We start from the raw sequence: 24,337 nt of genomic DNA, 5'->3' as shown, positions 1-24,337 counted from the left end.
CCGCCTGTGTTTATGGTGAAGGGTCAGCAACTTTTCTTGACCGCTTTTTGACTTCATTCTTTCCCATCTGCGTGTGACTGGAATCCCTCAAAAGATTTGAGCGAAACACGCGAAATTCCAATCTGAAAGTCTGATAAATGATTCATCGATCGTTCCCCCGCCGTTCGCGTAACGTCACTCATTCGACCCCGGCAAAACGCAAGGTTGCGTCGCGTCCCTCGCGGAAGAGTGTTCACCTAGAGACGCTTGAAAAACGCGAGCTACTTGCCGCCGAATTGGCACACGCGGTTTTCGCACCCGGTACTCCGGATGAAGTCATCGAACAGTGGGAGCACCATCAATCAACAGGCCAGGGAAACAACGGCGGGGCAGACCCGATACTGGCTGGTTCGCGCTGGCGTACCGGGGCGATCGATGCCTCGCCGAATCAAGGCGACGGGATGACCTTGACCTGGGGGATCGTCAACGACGGCACGCCGATCAACGATGGCGGCACCGGAAACCTTGGATCCAGCGATCTGGTTGCCTTCATGGATGGCATCTATGGCGGCGGCGGAAACCCGGTCATTGAAAGCAAGCCTTGGTTTCCAATCTTCGAGCGGATCTATGATCTGTGGTCCGAGAAGACCGGCCTGAATTTCGTCTATGAATCAAACGACGACGGGGCGCCAGTAGCGTCTTCGGATGCGAACACGGCAGGCGTCGCGGGCGTGCGCGCTGACATGCGGATCGGCGGTACCTTTATCGACGGCGACTACAACACGCTCGCGTTCAACTACTACCCCAATAGCGGTGGGACTGTTGGTTCGGACGGCGACATGGTGATTGACACCGCCGACGCCTGGTTCCTGTTGAACTCCAACGGACCTTCGGGCGAAAACCGTGGCTTGGTCAACGTCTTGGCTCACGAAGTTGGCCACGGCATCGGAATCGCGCATGTCGAACCGATCAACCAAACCAAACTGATGGAACCAATCATCAGCTTCAATTTCTACGGCCCACAAGAAGACGATGTTTGGAATGGAAACATCCTCTATGGCGATGCGTATGAAAGTAACGATTCGCTTCCCGAAGCTCATGACCTCGGTCTGCTACGAAACGAATCCGTCTTCATTGATGACGTTTCAATCGACGATGCGACATCTGACATCGACGTTTACCGATTCGAAGTCTCCACCGGTACTGGCATCTCGGTTGACCTCACACCGGCGGGAACCAGCTACCAAGCCGGTCCGCAAGGCGGAACAGCCACGCAAGTCAATCGCCGAACTCAAGTCGACTTGGGTTACCGAATTAAATCCGATACCGGTGCGGTACTACTGGACGTCAATGCGAACGGCGTGGGCCTGAACGAGAGCAACAGCGAACTTGACCTGGCCGAACCAGGGGTGTACTTCGTCGAAGTCTATGGCGCCGGTGGCTCGTCAGCGCAGCTGTACGACCTGAACTTGCAAGTCGGACGAAGCTTTGATTTTGCGCGCAACGATGGCGACTTGCGTCTCGTCAGCGTCAACCCGAACTCAGAAGACATCTTCAGTCGCGATGGTTACAACGTTCTAAACGTCTCGCCGACTGAGCTGACACTCCGCTTCAGTGGTGACGCCGCGATTGACCCTGACACGCTGATGCAAGGCATCCGTGTTAGCGGTGCGGGCAATGACGATGTCCCAGGTACGCTTGATGACGTCGTGATCACACCTGGATGGGTTGGGTTTGGAGAGTCAGAGCGGATCGTCAAGATTCGTTTCTCCGAACCACTTGCCGACAGTCGCTATCGCGTCGAAGTTTTTGGTCGCGACCTGCCCAACTTGGGCGTTTCGGCGCTCCGCGATTTGAACGGCGATGCGTTTGAGCCCTACGTCAACGGAACGGATCGCGATACCGTTGATTTTGAATTGGAACTTGGCGCCAAGGTCTTGGCAGTCGTACCGCAGCCCGTGACCGTTAGAGACGATGGCACGGTCGACCAGTCCAGCAATCGAAATATCATTCACGTTTATTTCGATGACGATGACTTGTTCGCCGGTGGCGGCACCGAGTCGCTGAAGAACCCGGCGTTCTATCAACTGATCCGTACGGAAGATTCGGTTTCCAATCGAGACGACTCGCGATACATCCCGTCAGCGGTTCGCATCGAAGCGACCGAGACGGTAGCGGTTCCGAATCCACAAAACCCCACGTCGACCACCGATGTCACGGTCAAAGTCAACCGCGTGGTGTTGGAATTCGCCCAAGACCTGGATGACCTTCCTGGCAGCGGTGCGTTCCGATTGAAGGTTGGTGCGAGTGAACCGGTCGCGACATCAACGACGCAGCCTCAAGTGCAGCCATTCTCTGTCGCCGACCCGGGGTCGACGTTCGATTTGGCGTACACGTTGCCAAGTTTGGGCACCGCGTCGACGTTGATGATTTCACAAACGATCCAAGACGGCGGTTTGCCATTCGACTACCCCGGTGCGAATCTGGAACCAGGCGGTCGCGACGTTTTGGACGAGGCGCATTTGGGCGGGTCGGACGGTGCTGGCGGCATCGAAACAAGGGCGTACAACTTTTCGCTGAATGAACCGTTTGGTGTCGACTCCTTCGGCAACCCGCTCTTCACGACGATCAACCCAGCGCAAATGCAACGCGTGCGCGAGATCTATGATCTGTGGGGCGAGCAACTCGGGATTGACTTTGTCGAGACAGAGAACGCGGGAACGAAAGTCGTCGTCGGCGACTTAGCCGGTGCCGGCGGTGTGAGCGGTCCCGGTGGCGTCGCGGGACTTGGCGGTGCCGGTTTGGTCGTGATGGATAGCGCCGAGACCTGGGACAACGTTTACGGCGGCGGGTTCTTTAACGTCGCCCTACACGAGATCGGTCACTCCATCGGCCTTGGCCACACCTATGACTTGCCGCCGGGAACGGTGATGGGTTCCGAAGGCGAGTATTACGGGAACGCTGGCGAATGGCGGTTCGCCGGTGACCATGACATCGTGCATGGCCAGTACCTCTATCGCCCCGATAACAAAGACGTTGACCTGTACCGCTTCGACGCGCCCAATGACGGCGTGCTAAAGGTCGAGACGTTTGCCGAGCGACGTACCGGCGGAAGCTTGCTCGACACTCACCTTTCGCTTTACAAGCAAACGGTCAACGGACCAGTTGAGGTGTCAGCCAACGATGACCTGACAGGTTCCGATTCGGGGTTACAGTGGAACGTCAAGGACGGCGAGATCTACTTCATCGGTGTCACGGCTAAGGGCAACGAAGATTTTGATCCCAACAACGCAGGCACAGGCAGTGGTGGTACCAGCCAGGGTGCGTATGAGTTGATGGTCAACTTTACGAAGGCCGCCGCGAATTCGATCCTTGATGCCGCGGGAACGCCGATCGATGGCGATGCAGACGGTATCGCTGGCGGCACCTTTGATTTCTGGTTCCGAACGGCGGACACCGATGGCACACTGTTCGTCAACGCTGCCAACCCGAACGCCGGTGATGGATCCGAAGCGAACCCGTTCCGCGAAGTCGACACGGCACTCGCCGCGGCACAACCCGGTGACATCGTGCGGATCGTCGGCAACAAGGGCGACGACGGAAACATCGGTTTGCCCAACGACAACTACATCGCCAATGATGACAACTTGGCGTATGAAATCGGTCGGGTCGGCGCGTTAAACCAAACGCTTGATGACGGCCGTGACTTGATCGTCCCACGTGGTGTCACGGTGATGATCGACGCGGGGGCTGTATTTAAAATGCATGGCAGCCGAATCGCCATCGGAAGCGGTAATTCCGGTGTCGACGCCAGCGATGGTGCGTTGCAAGTTCTAGGCGTGCCGCACTTGCCGGTGTTCTTTACAAGCTTCAACGATCCGGGCGCGGGTTTGCAACGAAACCCATTGTTGGTCGCACCGGCGGCGGGGGACTGGGGCGGGATCGATTTCCGCAATGAAACCGACCGTGCCGAGGGGCGGCGTGAGCTTGAGCGAGAAGGCATCTTCCTGAACTATGTCGGTGGCGCCGACATTCGCTACGGCGGTGGTGGCGTCCTGATCAACGGCCAGATCAATCCGATCGCGCCCATCCGTTTGGATGACGCCCGCCCGACCTTGATCAACAACCGCATCACGATGAATGCGGACGCGGCGATCTCAGCTGACCCGGCCAGTTTCGAGGAAACCAAATTCACTTCGGTACGCTACCAACGTGACGAAGCTTTCGTTCCGGATTACGACCGCGTCGGGCCGGTGATCTACGGCAACACCCTGATCAACAACTCGATCAACGGTGTCCTGGTTCGAATCGATACGAAAGCGGGCGGTGTGCAAGAAAAGCTAAACGTTCCGGCCCGCTTCGATGACAAAGAAGTCGTGCACGTCCTGGGCGACAACTTGCAGATCGAAGGCAACGCCGGTGGCACGCCACAGATGACGCGTCCGGATGATTTGACGCTGACGCAAGTGAACGTGACCGCCGACGCATCTTCGACGTTTACCAGCGGCAACTACTCCTACGCAGTCAGTTTTGTTGACCGGTTCGGCTTTGAAACGCCATCGACCAATCCCACCAATCCGACTTTGGTCGCGAACAACCAGTCGGTTCGGCTGGTCGACTTGCCGATCGCGACCGGGGACTTCGTTTCTCGCCGTCTATACCGTTCATTCAATGGCGGACCGCTACAACTGATCGCCGATCTGAATCGCAGCACGACTGTCTTTTCGGATACCGGCCTGGTTGCCGATAACGTCAACCCGGTGCCGCTGTTTGGCAACAGTATTCGGGCACGGCCGGATTCACGATTGATCATCGATCCGGGATTGACGGTTAAAAGCGACGGGGTCCGCATCGAGCTTGGCTTTGGTGCGAACCTGATTGCCGAAGGTGACGAGGGGCGACCGGTTGTCTTTACCAGCCGAAGCGACGATCGATACGGCGGTAGCGGAACCTTTGACACGACCAACAACGGCGAATCTACGGGGAACGCTGGCGACTGGGCCGGTATTTTTGCCAACCCCTACAGCCGCGTGAGTATCGACCAAGCCGTGATTGCGCACGCCGGCGGTCTGTCCAGCGTCGGTGGTACGAGCGCCGGATTCAATGCGATAGGTTTGTTGCAAGCGGATGGCCGGATCTCCAACACAAGGTTCGAATCAAACGCCAGCGGCGTCGGTGGTAACTCGCCAACGCGTGTGGGACGTGGCCCCAATGACCAGTCGATTATTCATGTCGTCGGTGCTCAGCCGATCATTGTCGACAACACCTTCGTCAATAACTTTGGCGCCAACAACGCCGCGATCAGCATCAACAGTAATTCGTTGAAGGACCGTCCGCTCGACGACTACGGCCGGCAAACCGGACGCATCGATGTTGCCGATGCTCCGTCGAATAACCTGGGCCCAGTCGTCCACGGCAACTTGATCGATTCAAGTGGTATCGCGGGAATGCGCATCCGTGCCGAAATTCTGACCACTGCGGTCGCATTTGATGACACCGACATCGTGCATGTCGTTAGCGGCGACATCGTTGTGCCCGATTTGCATACCTACGGCGGGCTACGACTTCAAAGCCGAGTGGATGAAAGCTTGGTTGTGAAGTTCACCAACGGCAGCGGCTTGATCGCAGACGGTCGCCCGCTGGACATCAACGATCGAATCGGTGGCATCGTGCACGTCATCGGAAGCCCTGGATTCCCAGTCGTCTTGACCAGTTTGGCTGACGACAGTGTTGGCGCAGGTTTGGATCCGCTTGGCAATCCCTTGGTCGATACCAATGGCAATGGGCCATCGACCGGCAGCCCCGGCAACTGGGATGGTATCCAGTTGTTGGAATTCAGCCACGACCGCAACGTTGAAACCGTCATCGAACGCGAAGGCGAAATCGGCGGCGATGGCGACGTCAACGGTACCGAAGCGAGCGCTCAAGCGATCGGCGAATTGGCCGCCAACGAGAAATCGGCGGATGAGAATTTGCGATTGGGGATGACCATCCATGGCAATATCGCTAGCGCCGGGGACATCGATACGTATTCGTTCCGAGGCGTCGCGGGTACGACCGTTTGGGTTGACATCGATCAAACCGAGTCTTCGCTGGACAGCCGAATCGACATCATCGATGGCTTGGGCAACGTCGTCGCGTCGAGTGATAATTCGTTTGCCGAAAGCCAAGCGGACGCGATCGAGTTTGTGGCGCCCGGTGTGGTCGCACTGCCGATGGAACAGTCGTCGTTCGCGCTCGACAACACGTTCGGAAACCCGGATGGCAATTCGAAAGACCTCTACACGCTTAATCCGCTCGATGCAGGTCTGCGGATCCAATTGCCGGGTGTGAACGGCGTCGAACAAGAATACTACATCCGCATCAGCGGCAAGAACGGTTCGACTGGTGTTTACCAGTCGCAAGTTCGCTTGAAAGAGCTTCAAGAATTTGGCGGCTCAACGGTTCGTTACGCGGACATCCGCTATGCGACGACTGGGATCACGGCAAGCGGTGTTCCGTTGCACTCGCCGTTGGTCGGCGAAGGTTCGGCGGTTCCGGGGCAAGTGGTTGATCTTGGCAACCTCGGCAACACCGAACGTGCGTCAATCAGCTTGAGCGGAAACTTGACCGATACCGATCGGCAGAACATGTTCACGTTTACCGTCGAGCGTGATTCGATCCAGCAAATCGCCGGTGTGACGGACAATGATGGCCGAACCATCGCGGTCACGTTTGATATCGACTACGCCGATGTCGTTGGTCGCCCGAACACGGCCTTGTACATCTACCAACACCAAGATGCTGGCCCGCCAACGCTGTACATGGTGGCGAATGACTCGAACATTTCCTCGGATCAATCGGGCCCCAATCAGGGCGTTGACCAAGATGATCTCAGTCGCGGGTCGGCCGGATTCAAAGACGCCTTTTTGGGAACCGTCGAACTTCCGCTGGGCCAATACGACCTGGTCGTCACGACGAACATGGAAGCCCCGACGGATCTGGACCAGTACTACAACCCAGGCAGTAGCAACCAAAACATTCGGTTGTACCCAGTCGATAGCACGACACGCTTTGCATCACAAAACTTTGAAATCGGCTCGTCAGACAACGCCATCATTCAAGGCGAAGAAAACCGTGTCCCATTCACCCTTGGGGATTTGAATCTCTTCGTTTCGTCACACTTCAGCTTGAACACCGGTGGCGGTGCTCAACCGGGCGTGACGGTTCACAACGCGCAAATTGGTGATGCCGAAGCATTAATCAATTCGGCAACAGAGACACTCGGTGCGATCGACGTCAGCGACACCGGACTGTTGGTTGGTATCTCCGTCAATGAACCTGGGCTGAGCGGATCAGCGGATGGCGATGGGGTCGATGGTCTTTTCTATTCGTATGACCTTGCGACGAATACAATCGTCCAGATTGGCCAGACCAACTACACCACATCGCATGGCGAAGTAAACAATGGCAACATTGGCATCACCGCAAATGCGGCAGGCTTCAGCGGCTTGGAATTCAACGCCCTGACCTTTACCGCTGGTGACACACCAAATCTGTATGGCGTTGCCAGCCGAGGCGGCGGAAATAGCGCGTTCCGAGACGTTTTTTATGACGACCCATTGCCTGGAAACCCAAACAATGGCAACGCCATTGGGATGCAGTGGCGACCAGCCAAAAACTTCATCTACCGACTTGATCCGGCCACCGGGGATATCATTGATGCCAACAATACAACACGTGGCGGAAACGATGCGACGGAGGGTGCGGGGACCGATCGCCGTGAAATCGCACGTCTAACCTTTGAAGGTGCCGACGGTCGCAACGCATTTTCTCGGTTCGCACAGCCGTCCGATTATCCCGATTGGAACGTGACCGGTTTGACGCAACTTGGAAACACGTTTTACGCGGTGAGTGACCAAGGCCATTTGATCAGTTTCGGCGCTGCCGAATTGGCGCAGCCGCCAAATCTCCCTTACCTGCCGGCCCGAGATATCGTTGGCACGCTGGTCAACACATTCACCACAGCAGGAGGAAACCCGCTGCGGTTTTCGAGTCTGACGACGGGGCCTGCGAACATCCCCGAGTACGCGGATTTGCTGTTCGCGACCGATACAGCGGGCAACCTGTATGCCCTCGATGAACTCGGCAACTTTGTGCCAGTCTTGGGCGCCGGACAGAGCTCCGTGTCACTGGGTTACACGGCCGTCCACGGGATCGGATTCGCCAACTTGGATTCCAATTTGTGGGGCCGAACGACACAGCGTGGTGATGACGTCGGGTCAAACGACTTGGACTTGGATCCGACCACCGATGAAGACGTCAGTTTGTACTTCGGCTTCCCAACTTTGGACAACGACATTGTCAATGGGAGTGTCCCGACGAACTACTACGAAGGACGCGGCGGGTACAACTTCCTGGGCGGTGCGCAGGGACAACTGGAAAGCTATGCCCTTGACCTTCGCGGCTACGCTTACGAAGACCAACCGTCGCTGTACTTCACGTACTTCCTGGATACCGAAGACACGAACGCGCAATCGAACACCACCGCAAAAATCGGTGACGCGATGCGTGTCTTCGTCTCCAGCGAGCAGGACCGCACCTGGCGTTTGGTTTCGACCAACAACGTCGCAACCGACGTCGCCGGCAATGATTTCTTGGACAACTTGGATGAGTTCGATTTGAACGCATCGGGTTATGTCAAGAACTTTGATCAGGATGCGTTCGGTGATCCCATCTATCAGTTCGTCCAGCCACTGCACGACTCGTCCTCATGGCGTCAAGCAAAGGTCTCCCTCGCACCGTGGGCTGGGCACACGGATGTGCGGTTCCGATTCGATTTCAACACTGCCGGTGAAACCGAAATCAACGCTTTGGAACTGCGAGCCGTTCGGCCGCAATACATGCTGGACAATCGATCGTTCCAATACACCATCAACTCGGGCGGTGGCACGCGAACCTTCGAGTTCGATTACGGCTTGGTGCTGCAGATGCCAAGCGGCGGCTCCCTGGTCGACGGCAGCACGATCACCGTGGTTGATCCCGCAAATGGGTCCAGCATCACGTATACCTTCAGCGATCAGAACGGCCCGAACCCGACCGATGGTGCGCTGACGATTCCGTACACGACGAACATGACCGCCGCCAAAATCTCACTCGAGTTTGCCGGCCGATTGACGCCATTCTTTGATGTCATCATCGATCCGGAAGACCCCGAGCGTCTAAGCATCAAAGGCAATGGGACTCCGGACATCGGCGGCGCCAGCGGCTTCGTCACGCAAAACTTGGTCGTCGAACGTCCCGGCGTCACAGGTGCAGTGCAGATTCCGGTTGGCATTGATGCGACCACCATCGAAATTCGCGACTTGATGCAAGCCTATGTTGCACGCGAATACAACAACGTAACGCCAACCGCTGATCCGGTTTTGGACTTGTTGCTCAACACTCAAGAAGCCGACCTGAACGACACCGTTGTTGTCGAAAACCTTGAAGTCACAGCAGGCGACGATTCCGGTATCGCGTTTGACGGTGTGCGTTATCTGACCGTGAACCCGTCGCGTTATACACGTCTGGGTGCCGGCGAAACGATGACCGTTGTCTATACCTACGACACCAACGACAACAACGGCGGCGTCACGCCTCAAACGGCCCAGGTGACGATCCGCGGATTAAACGACCGCCCAACGGCGGTGTCTGACTCCGCCGAAACGGTCGTCGGCCGCGGTGTCGACATTAATGTTCTTGATAACGATTCGGATCCCGATGAAACGGATGTACTGACGGTCGCGCTCGGAACTCGTCCGCCTGCCTCTGGAACGGTGACACTGATCAACAATGTCATTCACTATGAACCGGAACCCGGATTCGTAGGCTCGGATTCGTTCGGCTATGTCATCAACGACGGCACGATTGATTCGACCGAAGTGTTGGTCAATGTGCGTGTTTATCCGAACAACGCTGGGCCGATCGTTGGCGCGAATTTGACCCCGACGTTCGACGAAAACAGTGGCAACCACGTTGTCGATTTGCTTGCCGGTGCGAGTGAAACCGAAGGCGACGGATTGGGCGTGACCAACGTCTTTAAGATATCGGGTGACGACACGGGAATCGTTTTCAATCGACTGAACGCGCGTTTTGAAGTTTCGACGGATGCGTACGAACGATTGTCCGCCGGTGAACTTGAAACGGTCCAGTATCGCTACAACGTGACGGATGGCCGTGGAAACGGAGTCGCGAGAGTCGCCACCATCACGCTCCGTGGCGTCAACGATCCGACGGTCACAAACCAAGACAACATCGAAGTCGTCGAAGACACACTGACGATGTTGGACGTACTCGACAACGATGCTGATGTCGATCAGAACGACAACTTGACCATCATCTTGGCATCCAACACGACCACCGCCGGTGGTACGGTCGATGTCATCAATGGGCGTGTTCGGTATGTGCCGGCAGAGAACTTTGTAGGCAGCGATTCGTTCACGTACCAAGTCAACGATGGAACGACCGTATCGGCTCCGACAACGGTCAACCTGACGGTCACCCCGGTTAACGACGCACCAACCGTAGATGACGCGTTGATCACCGTCACACTCAGCGAAGACGATGTGGTATTTACACAAGATCTGTTTGCAGATGTTGTCGACGTTGAATCGGATCCGTTGATGGTTTCGAACGTCCGATTCAGCGGTGCATCCCCACGAGGACTATCGCTGAATGCGACCACAGGTGAACTGCAGATCAATCCTGACGAGCTGAATTCACTGATGGCCCTGGTGAACTCGCAGGTCTACGTTGACTTTGACGTGATCGACGGTAACGGCGGTGTACTTGCACGCCGCATCGAAATTCAAATCGCTGGCGAAAACGACAAACCCGTTGCGGTTCCCGACCACGGCTTTACCAACCGTGGACGTGTCATTGAAGGCCAAACGATCGACATTGGCGTCCTCTTAAATGACTACGACGCCGATGGTGATACGTTGCAAATCTTGCTGCCGTCAGATCGCAGTCAACTGGGCGCCATCCTGAGCGTGGAAAGCGGACGAGTCCGTTACCAATCCAATTTGGATGTTCCCGACGGCGAGCCCTACATCGAAGATAGTTTTACATACTACGTCACCGATGGCCGGACCGACACTTCTCCGATCGGCGTCAGCCAGACCGCGATCACGTTGGTCAATGGCGCGACGATGGTCGATGGCCAGCGGGTGATTCTGACGACCGATACGGACCGCTCCGTCGTGGTCGAATTCAACACCACTGGTGTCGCGGCAGACTCGACCGATCTGTTGGTTACCTATTCTTTGGGTGATACGGCCGACCAAATCGCAACGGCTCTTGCGAGCGTTCTTGCGGGTGACGGATTGTCGGCCGGTGCGAGTGGCAACACCGTCAGCTTGTCCGGTATCGCCGCGGCAGTCGTCACCGAGTCAATTTCTGAACGAGTGATTGTCTATGTCAACAATTACTCCGACACCGCGACGGATTCGATCACCGCGCCCGTCGCGACCCCGATCGGAAACTTCGTCACCGCCGAAGGCAACGGTTTTGCCAACGTCAACATGTTGGCAAATGTTGTTGACCCCGACTTTGATCCGCCACAGTTCTTTGCAGTTGAGCTTGAACACCAAAGTGGTGATGCCGGCGGGATTCAGTTCGATCCGGTCAACAACCAATTGATCGTCGACCAAAGTTACTACACGTATCTGAATGCCGGCCAAACAGAATTGGTCAGCTTCACCTGGATGGTCAGTGATCAGGTCGGCCAAGTCGCCCTTCGCGATCGAACGATCCAAATCAATGGCACACAAACGGCTCCACTCGGAACCAAAGATGTTGCGATTACACAACCGGGCACTCCGATCGTGATTGATGTGCTGGCGAATGATTCACTTCCCGACAACGGTGACAACCACCGCATCGTCGGTGTGCCCACCGCCGCTAACGGTACGGTGACCATCACAGCCGGAGGCACGCGACTGACTTACGTCCCAAGGAATGGGTTTGTCGGCGTCGATATGCTGACCTACACGATTTCGGACGGCCAAGCGACCGCGCAAGTCGACGTCACGGTCTCGGTCACCGCTGACCACTTCGACTACAGCATCGGTGAAGAGGAAAATGCGACGTTCTTTGACTTGTTGGACGAAACCGACGACTTGGAATTCCGCCCGTTATCGGTCGATGACCTTGTTTTGGAACAGGGAAATGATGCCGGAATCAGCTTTACTGGTAGTGGCTTGGATGTTGATCCAAATGCCTACCAGTATCTTGCCGGTGGCGAAATCGAAGAGATCGTTTACACGTACAACGTGATCGAAAGTAACGGCATTTCCTATCCACGCTCCATTCGGCTTCAGGTGATCGGGGCACAAGATGCGCCGACTGCGGCGGTTGATTTTGCCGCGACGAAAGCTAACGCAGATCCGTTGTTGCCCGGCCAAGAAGTCATCATCGATGTTTTGTTCAATGATGACGACGTCGACGCATTGGATTCCTTGACCCCGCATTTCTTCGCTCCGCTGGTCAGCACCCCGCCGCTGAATGGCCGCGTCGAAGTCAACCCCGATGGAACCATCCGCTACGTACCTAACCCAGGTTTCGGGGCGACCGGGATCGAAACGGATACGTTCGAGTACTACGTGACCGACGGTTTGAGCGAATCGCCTGTTCGGACCGTGACTGTGACGGTGCATCCGGACAATCAGACTCCTACGGGTGTCGCGCCGATTGCCGCAACGTATCAAGAGAATACTGGCATTCAGCAATTGCCGTTGCTTCAAGGCGTTGTTGATCCTGAAGGTGGCACGGTCAGCGTACCGATCGAGAGCTTGGAGATCATCGGGGATGATCGAGGCCTGACATTTATTCCAGGCACAAGTTCGATCATCATCGACACCGACGCCTACGACATCTACTTTGATGCCGTCGATCCGGTGATCACGATCAACTTCTATGTGATCGATGGCGCGGGCAGTCGCGTCCCCAACACCGCGACGATCACGATTGAAACCGAAGACGACGCTCCAGTCGGTCAACCGGATTTCTATCAGGTTCGCGAAGATACGGCCAAACGCTTGTACGTCATGGACAATGACACGCCAGAAGAAATTGGTGATGTCCATACCTTGGGTGTCGCCCCAATCGCCGCCGTTACGGCACCGCAGTTTGGTACCGTCCAGGTCGTCGGGAATTACATCCTTTACACCCCAAACCCCGACTACAACGGTCCGGATTTCTTTGAGTACGAACTCACTGATTCGAATGCGACAGACGGCCCCATTCGCGTTGACATCGAAGTCACTCCGGTGAACGATGATCCCATCTCTGTTCGCCCGGTGGTGTCCACCGTCGAACAACCAGAATTGGGAATCCGTGGTATCGATGCGGGCGCCCTGCAGCCATATCAAGTCTTCAACGAAACGCTGCGTCTGTTCGGATTTAACGCAGTCGATCCTGGACCTATTGTTGCATTCGGTGGCTATAACCCTGCCGGTACACTTCCGACGATCGTTGATTCGCCCTCGATCGATGGCGTCTTGCCAGGATCCAATTTCGGTTACTACCAACAAGGCAACAGCACCAGCCAAACGCTGATTAATGGCGCTCGTCGGATGGAAAACAACGCCTTTGAAGGCGTTTATATCGATGACTTGGTGATCGGTGTCAGCGAACGTGGTGAGCGGGTCTATGGTGGAACCGCGGCACAACAGTTCGTTGCGAATCCATATTTCGAAGCGATCACAATCTATGACCCTCAGACCGGTGAACCTGCCCCGCGTCCCGAAGTCGACTTTGGCCAGTACCAATTGGAAGTTCGCCTCAGTGCTGACTATGGCGGTACGCCACAGCACTCGAATATCCCGCGTGCGCAAGCGATCGGATTGAAACTGCAGGATGCGATCTACGGGTTGCCGCTGTCGGGTGCCAGAATTCCAGACGGAACCATCATCCGCATCAGCGATGGCGAAAGCACGATCAATTTGGAATTCGAAGACATCTCCAACCCGGTTGTGCGTACCGGATTTACCAACGGAAACGTGCCGGTCGAATTCACCGTCGGCATGGAAGCGACGGACATCGCGGCGGCGATTCGCGACGCGATCAACTCACCGGCGGTCCAATCGTTCTTCAAAGTCAGCGCGTCACTGGACACCGGTGAAGTTCGACCTGGCGTTAATAACGGAACCTCCGACACCGTGCTGCTGCACGGTCCGGCGGCAAGTGATCTGTTCGGACGCCTGGACTTCTCGGCCGATCCAATTTCATTCCCGTTGACAGTGCTTCAGTACGCTGTCGATGGTCCGGGTGAAGAAGGTGGCGACGAAAACCGTTTCCGCCCGCAGGGTCAAATCATCCTGCAAAACAATATCATCAGCGACAGTTCGCAATTCGGCATCGTGGTCGACGCCGGGTCGCGAGACCGCACCAACGTTGCCGCGGGATCTGCAAACACCTTGCCGCGTCCCGGTTCGGCGATGAATTTCGTCACTCAAGAACCGGACGAATTGGTACCGGGTGTGGTTGTGATGAACAACATCCTGAATACCAACGGGTCGGGCGGCATTCGTATTTCCGGCGACCAACAGGGCGGCGTCAATGCACCGCAGATCTTTGCCCGCATCGTCAACAATACGATCTATGGTGATCGCAGTGGCGACGTCGGTATCCAAGTCGATGCCGGTGCCGCACCGACGCTGTTGAACAACGCAGTCGTTAACTTGGCAACCGGCGTGAACGTGACCGCTGGCGTCAACGCGATGGAAATGTTCGGCACGATCTATGCCATGAACGGGACCAACGCGGCCGGTACCAGCCTGGGCGCATTCCCGCTGACTCCACTGGATCCAAACCTATTCACGGATCCAGATAATGGTAATTTTTATCCGATCGCATTGTCGGCCTTGATCGATAGCGGCTTAGGAGCTTTGGACGATCGCGCCGTTCTGGAAAACTTGCGGCGTGACCTTGGGATCGCCGAATCACCCATCATTGCTCCGATCCGTGATTTGACCGGACAATCCCGTGTCGACGATCCGTTGGTCAATAACGGATCGGGTACCGGTGAAATTGTCTTCATCGACCGTGGTGCGTTGGACCGCAGCGACTTCGTCGGTCCTACAGCATTCTTGTCTGATCCGCTCGACAACGGGGCTGACGGACGCGATCAAGATCCGTTCCGCACCTACGTCCGTTTGGTCAATGGAACCCAACAACAGTTCGTCGTTCGCTTGGACGACGTCGACGGCAGTGGCCCTGACGATTCGACAGTGACCGCGCAAACGGTCGTGTTGACCGAGAACGGGCGACGCTTGATTCCTGGTGTGGATTACACATTCGCGTACCTTGCGACCAGCAACCAGATCATCCTGACGGCAGCCAGCGGAGTATGGAATCCACAATCGGCATATGAGATCACGCTCAACAACCGTGACCGCTATGTGCTGAATATGTACAACGGATTGAATACCGCCGACGGTGATCAATTCGTCGTCGAAGACAACGCCGGCAATACCGCGACGTTCGAATTCAACAGTGGCTACGTGTTGCAAATCGAACAAACGCTGACACTGAACGTGGTCGGTGCGGCTGACCAATTCATCGACCGGGATACGTTCTCGATCACGTCCCCCGATGGTCAAACGACACTGACGTTCGAATTTGAAACGATCGGTGGAGTCAGCGGCAATAATGTCGCGATCGATATCGGATCCGCCGACACGATTACCGACGTCCGTGACGCGATCTTCGGCGTGTTGTCGCAGCCTTCGATTGCCAGCCAATTGCAGATTTCACCGGTTCGCGTCGGTGATGACAAAGTCCAACTTGGCAGCCAAAGCGGTGCCTCGGTCGATACCACACTGAACCCACTGACCGTTACCGGTGTTGACAGCGGGATCGTTGATGGCGACACGATTCTGTATGCCCAGGGCGGCGGCATCACCGTCCAATTTGAGTTCGATGATTCGGGCCTTGCCGACCCCTTCTCGGTTCCTGGCAACTTGGACCCTGCGACGACCCATGTGATCCCATTCTCGGCGACCGATACGCCGCAAGCGTTGGCGGACCGCGCGGCGGCAATTGTCGCGGACGCAGGCCTGGGGCTCAACGCCCGCGGCTTGCTTGGCGGTGTGATCTACTTGGGCGGTAAATCGAGTGATCGCTTGAACGTCAGCTCCGGCGGTTTGCAATTAACGGGGACTCCACAAACGACCGCGAAAGCGAGTTTGGTGGTGCCACCAGCAGCAACTGCCGCAGGCGTCAACGGCGAAGAGTTAACGATCACCAGTGGCGGCGTCACGGTAACATTCTTGTTGACCACGAACTCGTCCGTGACGACAACCAGCGACAAGGTGCTGTTGCTTCCAGGTGATGGCCCCAACGAAATCGCGGCCGCACTGCGCGGACGCATTCAAGCACGCTTCCCCGGATTCGGATCCTCGGTCGAAGACAATGTCATCACACTTGGTGAACCTGACTTCTTACGTCCCGGTAGCTCGCCGATCAACACGTCGATTGATGTCAGCCTGACATCAATCACACAATCTGGCATCGCCGGCGGTATCGTCGCGATCCCATTTGTACCGTCGATCGACTTCACCGCTGATGCGATGGTCGGTCAAGTCATCGCCGCAATCGAAGCCAGTGGAATGCAAACGACAACGTTCGCCCCTGGCGGCGGAACCGTTTGGCTGGACAACACGGCCAATGTGATCGGTGCGGAAAGCGGGTTGGCAGGTTCGATTCGCGATCAAGCTGGCAACACACTGGAACCCAATCGCGTCAATCGCGAAACTCAGTTCACGATTCTGATGCCAGGCGTGCGTCTTGACTATGGCGATGCACCAAGTCGCTCCAACAGTGCCAACGGGTACTTGACGCTGTTCGACGAAAACGGAGCTCGCCATACGGTCAGTCCACTCGGATTGCCGCGATTGGGAAGCCACGTTGACACCGAAGTCGACGCCTTTGCTTGGCCTGATGCCGACGACGTGCCAGCGACGGTCGACGCGAGTGCCACCGGCAACGCGTTCACCATCGGCGTGTCCGTCAACGGTCGCCAGATCGGAGTCGATTCCGCGTCCGCATCTCCAGGTGACACCTTGGAAGTCACCATCGATTCGGTCGTTCGTGTTTACGAACTGATCCTCGCTGGCACCGTCCCACAAGGCAACAATGTTGGTGTGATCGTCGTCCCAGGTGAACCGGCCGATGCGTTGGCTCAACGCATTGCCGCGGCGATTGCCGATGACCTGTCAACCACGACGTACCGCGTCAGTATCAATCACCAAAACGGCGAATCCGTCTTTACGATCGACTCGATCGACGACGAAGACGGCGTGTGGATCGGCAGCGATGGTGCTCTCGACGGTGTCTTCCTTGATCCAGAAACCGGCGCCGTGCTCAGTTACCTGAACCCACTGTCGCCACAAGGGTCTGACTTGGTGATCGACACGACCGGCGGCGGATTGTTGGACGCCTGGATCGACTTCAACGGCGACGGCGATTTCAACGATCCGTATGAACAAGTTTTGTCGAACCAAACGCTGGTCGACGGACGCAATACCGTACGAATCCTGACGCCAAACAACCCAGCTCCGCTGGTTTCGGTGAACGGGTTTGGACAAACCTGGGCACGGTTCCGATTGAGCACCACAGGCAACACATTGCCAGAAGGCGCAATCATCGGCGGTGAAGTCGAGGACTACCAAGTCTCGATCATCTCCGCTCAGTTGCCAGTGCCGGACAACGACACCTACTTTGCGGTCGAGGACACACCGTTCGCTTCAGTCGTGAGCGTTAGTGATGGCGACCAGTTCAAGGGAGCGACCAATATCGGATTCGAATTGGATCCCAATCAAAGCGTTCGCAACGGTACGCTGTCGCTGGATCCAACCACCGGCCAATTCACTTACACACCGGCAGAAGACTTCTTCGGCGTCGACACGTTTGTTTACCGCCTCACGGGAAATCAAACCGTCAACGGTGTCACGGTTCCTGTCCGCAGCACAGTAGCCGCGACGGTAACGATCAATGTGGCTCCAGTGAACGACGCGCCATTTGCGTTGGATCATTCGCGTACGACGTCCGAACCGACCGATACAAACACGAACACTGCGGTCACGATTACCGCCGCAGAACTGCTGACCGGCTCCTTGCCACAAGACGATGCATTGCTGCGGTTGCCACCATGGAACGAGCAAGAACAGTCGGTCAGCGTGGTGCAGATCTCGGTCTACGACGCGTCAGGCACGTTAACACCGATCGTTCCGGCAAACGCTGCTGATGGCGACTACACTCTCACGAGCCATCTGGCCGACGGCCTTGGCACCGTTACTGGTGAAGTCACCGTGACCGTTGCTGGTGGCATCGTCACGGAAGTCGTCTACCAACCAGACGAAGACTACAACGAAGACAACCCTGCGCTCGGCGGCAACCCGTCGCTGAGCCAGTTCGTGTACACCGTCAGCGACGACGGTAAAACCACGTTGCCCAACGGAAACCCCGCCGACCCGATGCCGGCGGCCGAAACGTTCGACGCGACGGTCAGTCTGCGTGTGCTGCCGATGAACGACGCACCGACAGCGAATGATGACGTCCTTGGAACAGACCAGTATCCGGGACTGATTCTGGAGGACACGCCTTACGTGATCACACCATCGATGCTCACTGGCAACGACTACGCCGGTCGCATCGCGTCCGATGACGAAGCGTCGGGCGTCAACGACGGTCCGGTTTCCATCGTGACCACCTTCTCGGCGGCGCCGAACTTCCCAAGCAATTGGTCGGCGTTCCCGATCACGACTGCCCAAGGTGGTCGGGTCAGTCTGGTGGGCGGCAACTTGGTTTATACGCCTGCTGCGGACTTCTACGGCGTCGACAGCTTCGAATACTTCATCGTGGACCAAGGCGTCACCGTGAATGCGAACGGCACGACAACTCCAGATGCGAAGTATGCCAGTGCGACGGCCAGCTTAGTCGTCTATCCGGTCAACGATGCACCTTTGGCAGAAGACAAGATTCTGGACGATTCGATGATTCCATCGGAAGATCGTCGATTCAAGATCCGTGAAAGCGAAGACCTAACGATCACCGCGAGCGACTTGCTGCAAGGTTCCGTCGCACATGGTGGGAACCCGTCGATTGGAGTTCCACAGGACGAGTCCGGCCAGACGCTGCGAATTTCGGCACTGATCGCCACAAACCGACAAGGCATCGACGTCACGATCGTCAGCGATGGCACGTATCAAACGCCGCACGGAACGATCGAAGTCGTCTTCGCCAATGGCTATCTCGATCACTTGGTTTACGTCCAATCGCAGGACTTCAATGCCGACAACCCGCGAACCGGTGGCGCGCGAACGAACGACCAGTTCCGCTTTGTCGTCCAAGACGACAGCTTTGCCGAATGGCCCGAAGGCGGACAGCGTCAAGTCGATTCGCTGACCAGCACCGGAACGGCAGACATTTTGGTCACCCCACAGAACGACGCGCCGTTCTTGGAACCGATTCAAATCACCGACGAATCCGGATCCGATTGGGCTGCCTACTACGGCAACAATACCAGCCAGATCCCTGTGCCACGCGAAGGATCCGCTAACGTAATCCTGATCCCGTTGGATTACATCGATAACTATGCGTTCGCCGGACCGCCAACGGCGGCAGACGAAAACCAAGGCAATCCGCCGCTCAACGATGGCGAACTGCTGGAATTCGCGTTACCAGTTTCGACGACCGCACTTGGTGGCTCGGTTCAATTGGTGACCCAACAAGGCCAACGGTTTATTCGCTACACGCCTCCGGAAGACGCCTTCGGTGTCGACACGTTCCAGTACTCGGCCACCGACAGCGGCGTTAACGAAAACATCGACGGTGCACGGACGCCAGCCCCGCTGACTAGCATCGGAACGGTCGACGTGCTTTTGCATCCGACAAACGATGCTCCCGTTTCGTTCAATCGTGATCTGATCGGTACCGAAGACACACCGCTACCATTCACCGCCGCAGATCTGTTGGCGATGAATAGCAGCCAACCGACCCTGCCGATTCGTGCGGATGCCACTCGCGACGACGTATTCGACGAGACCGAACAAATTGCGAACCTGCGTGTCGTTGCGGTGGTTTACAACGGCCAGCAATACCGAACCAGCACTCCGGCCGGCAGCCCCATCCAAATGTCCCACGGGACTCTGGCGTTGAATTTCGCCGGCGGCGTATTGGTCGATGGCTTGTACACATCCACCTCTCCCGACAACAACGAATTGATCGCGATTGACGCGTTCCAGTACATCGTTGCGGATGACGGCGAAGTCGAGCTTCCCGGCAGTGGCGATTTCTTTGGTGAATCGTCCGACCGCAGCGAAGTGTTGTCGACGGTCGAAGGCACGCCGAGTGTCGCCAGTTTGCGTTTGACTCCGGTCAATGACGAACCGAGCTTCACCACACCGCGCGTCGACATTCTTGAACGTGATGACACCGGATCACCGACGGTCTTCCAATGGGCGACCAACATTCTTGGTGGACCAGTCACGGCTCTTGATGAAGCCACACAGGCGGTTCACTTCCGCATGAAAAGTTTCAGCGATCCTCAATCGCTGTTCTATCAAGCTCCCGAACTGGATCCGTTCGATGGCACGATCAAGATCTACCCGGCACCCGATCAATTCGGAACCGCGACGTTTGTGGTTGCAGCGAACGACGGGGTTTACCTGCCGAGCGACCCTGCGTTCGTTAATCCACAACGGTTGGAAACGATCACGATCAACCTACGTCCGGTCAATGATCCGCCGCGTGTGAACCCTGCGGCGGCCAGCCAATCGGCGAGTGATCCGACGATGCCAACCGATGCCGCCTACAGCATTGGGCCGAACGGTTCGATCACATTCACGATGAAGGAAGACAACGTCGACGCGAGCGGCAATGCTTCCGACTACATCATCCCTCTGACCAACCCGGCGTTCCTCTCGTCGCTCGGTACCAGTTCCTACGAAGCACCTGGATTGTTGGACCCGTTCATCGCGGGCCCCGACAATGAGATTTCGGGCAACTACGACGTCTCCGAAGGCGGTTCGCAAACATTGTCGATTGTCGACGTGTTCGCCAATGGTCCCGTGACGACCGACAAGGGTGGATCGATCGATGCCGTACGCGATGCCCAGAACAACATCATCGCTTTGAAGTATCAACCCGCCGCGGACTACAACCGTAACATCGGCGGTTTGGATACTTTCCGGTACACAGTCAGCGACAACGGCGCTTCGTTCATCAACGGACAAGTGCGGCCTGACCCGCGCACGATCTTTGGCCGCGTGTCGTTTAGCATCGAACCGGTCAACAGCGCTCCGGTGTTCGACATCGCTGCGAATCCCGCCGAAGTCCGCGAGGACTCGGGCGTGCAGAACGTCTTTGGATTCGCGACCAACATCGCCGGTGGGCCAACCCAGGCGACTGACGAAAGCACCCAAAGCGTTCGGTTCCATGTCGGATCGGCAAACCTCAGCGACACCGAAGTCGCAGCCTTGTTCACACAGCTGCCACAAATTTCACAGAATGGCACGCTGACTTACCAATCGGCGCCAAACGTATTCGGTATGTTCGAATTCGTTGCCCACTTGTGTGACAACGGATTGACGGACAACTTGGATCCGGACTGCACGATCGGCACCGAAGGTCCCACGGACCGTGGTGACGTCAATCGTTCGGAAGGTCAAACGTTTACGATTACGATCCTTCCGGTGAACGATCCGCCGTCCACTCGCGATGGCAATCCGGCCCCGATGATCGTCGTCGATGAAGACGGTTCGATGGACCTGTCATTCGGCATGGACCTTGGCGGCTACGACCTGCTCGCGGCGTTTGCTGGCGGTCCAGACAACGAGAACAGCGATACAACCTTCGGTAGCCAGACGCTGCATGGGCAATCGATCTCGGTCGACTTGGCATCGTTCCCGGCGACCACGCAACTCGGCGTGTCGCTGACTCCGATCTTGGATGCCAATGACAATGTGATCGGCTTCAATTACACGCCGCCGAGCAACTACAGCGGCATGGATCAACTCGTCTACACCATTCGAGATGATGGCCAGTCGGTCCAAATCGGTGCCGGTCTGATGCCGATCGACGATCCCAAAACCACGCGTGTGACGGTGATGATCGACGTCACACCGATCAACGACCCGCCGGTATCCAGTGCCGACGACAATCCGGCCAGCTTGAACGTTTCGTTGACCGAAGGCGATCCGGCCTACTTCGACGCGAACTGGATGCTCGGTGCCACTGTTGGGCCTTTCGATGCGGTCGATGAATTGCAAAGCCAAACGCTGAAACAACCGACCCTCGAAGCGGTCAGCAGCGACTTCGTCTTCACCTCGGCACCACAAGTGCAACTCACCGGTGACCGTATCTCGTTGGCCTTCGAAGCCGATCCGGATGGGTTCGGTGATGCGGTTTACCGAGTCATCTTGACCGATGATGGCGGCACGCCAAACGACGAGTCAGACGACGCCAGTCAGTCGTACCTGTTTACGATTTCGATCGCAGGGGTAAACGACCCGCCAACTTTCGAGGGCACTGACAGTGTCTCCGTTCTCGAAGACAGCGGTGCTTACTCCGAAACCTGGGCGACCAATATTTCCACCGGTCCAGGTGAAGTATCACAGTCCATCGATCGTTTCGTGGTTACTGTTCCGCCCGGATTGGAAGACTTGTTCAGCGTTCAACCTTCGGTTTCTCCCGATGGATTCCTCTCCTTCACACCGGCCGACGATGCGGCAGGACGAGTTGTCCTGGGGATTCGAGCGATCGATTCCGAAGGAGCTTCCAGCGCGTCGCATGATCTGACGATCACAATCGAGAATATCAACGACGCTCCGATCGCTAACAACGATCCGATCAGCGGCGATGAAGACTCGATCAAGACCATCCGGTCAGCGGACATTCTTTCCAACGATATCGATCCTGACTTAAACAACCGAGCTCCGTACGACGATGAAGTGCTGTCGATCATGATGCCAGTGCAATTCACGACGACACTCGGTGCGACGGTCACATTCAACAGCGTGACGGGCGATATCGTTTACGATCCGACCAGTTCGTCGACTCTTGATGCGATGCGTCCAGGCGACTCAGTCATCGACACCTTTACCTACACGTTGACCGACGGCGAAATCCAATCGACCGCCCAAATATCGATCACGGTAGCGGGTACCAACGACGCACCGCGTCTGACGGATGACACATTCGTGATTTCACCAGCAACGCCGACAACCTTGGATATCTATCCCAATGACGTTGACGTCGATGGCACGATCGTTCCCTCAACTGTGATCATCACGACTCAGCCTAGCCACGGCGCCTTGGTCGTCGCTGACGATGGCTCAGTCACCTATACACCGCTCGCAAGCTACCGTGGAACCGACTCGTTCCAGTACACCGTCGCCGACGAACTCGGACAACAGAGTGCACAAGCGACGGTGACGCTTCGAGTCGGAATCGCTCCGGAACCACAGGCGGTTCTCGCCGGTACTTCGCGGGGACGCGCAGTTACGGTGGATCCGATTGCGGGTGTGGTGGGAGCAGAGCCAAGCTCGGTCACCATTCAGTCCGGCCCCAATAATGGTGAAGCCCAGATTTTGACATCCGGTGAAATTCGCTACACGCCGAACGACGGGTTTGTCGGAACAGAAACGATCACTTTCACCGTCGCCGACGCGAGTGGTTTTGAGAGCGATACGGCAACGATCACGATCAAAGTGGTTGCGAGTGCCCTACAAAACCCATTGTCGAACTATGACGTGAACGCTGACGGAAAAGTCGCGCCACTGGACGCACTATTGGTGATCAACAAAATCGGGTCAGAGGCCAGTACAGGCGGTCAAATCCCGGTCCCCGATGACGCCGTCGGGCCGAGGTACTTTGACGTCAATGGTGACTTGAAGATCAGTCCTTTGGACGCTCTGAACGTGATCAACAGTATCGCCAGACAGAATTCCGGCGGCGGATCTGGCGAAGGTGAGGCCACGTCAGTGACACCGCTCAGTTCGTTAATTGGTGCCCCGACGAAGAGACCGGAATCTCCGTTCGGTGACGTACCGGCCGACAACGGTTCCGTTACGATGGAATCCGCAGTCGATCAAATTGTCGCCACCGGAACGTTGGTACCGGTCGAGCCACACTTGCTCGACAGCTTGATTGTCGACGACGAAGATCCGAGTCGTGATTCCGAAATCGATGCGGCCTTGTTGGATTTCGATTTGCTCGACTGAATTTCAGCCAGCGAATTCGGCAGTTCGATGGCGGACAGAATCGGCAATCAACCATACTAGGTTGAGTCGCCTCCTTTTCTGCTCCGCCGATCGAATCTGTTTCCACAGGAATG

Annotated in this window: 1 protein-coding gene; it reads left to right on the top strand. The window is 56.6% G+C overall.

The window, feature by feature from the left end:
- Positions 1-137: 137 nt before the first annotated feature.
- On the top strand, positions 138-24,224 hold the full coding sequence (locus tag CGZ80_RS06560; protein WP_094412570.1) for a tandem-95 repeat protein: 24,087 nt from the start codon (positions 138-140) through the stop codon (positions 24,222-24,224).
- Positions 24,225-24,337: the final 113 nt, after the last annotated feature.

The sequence above is a fragment of the Rhodopirellula sp. MGV genome, from assembly GCF_002251265.1.
In the GTDB taxonomy this organism is placed as follows: Bacteria; Planctomycetota; Planctomycetia; order Pirellulales; family Pirellulaceae; genus Stieleria; species Stieleria baltica_A.
This window is presented reverse-complemented; position numbering and strand designations above follow the sequence as displayed.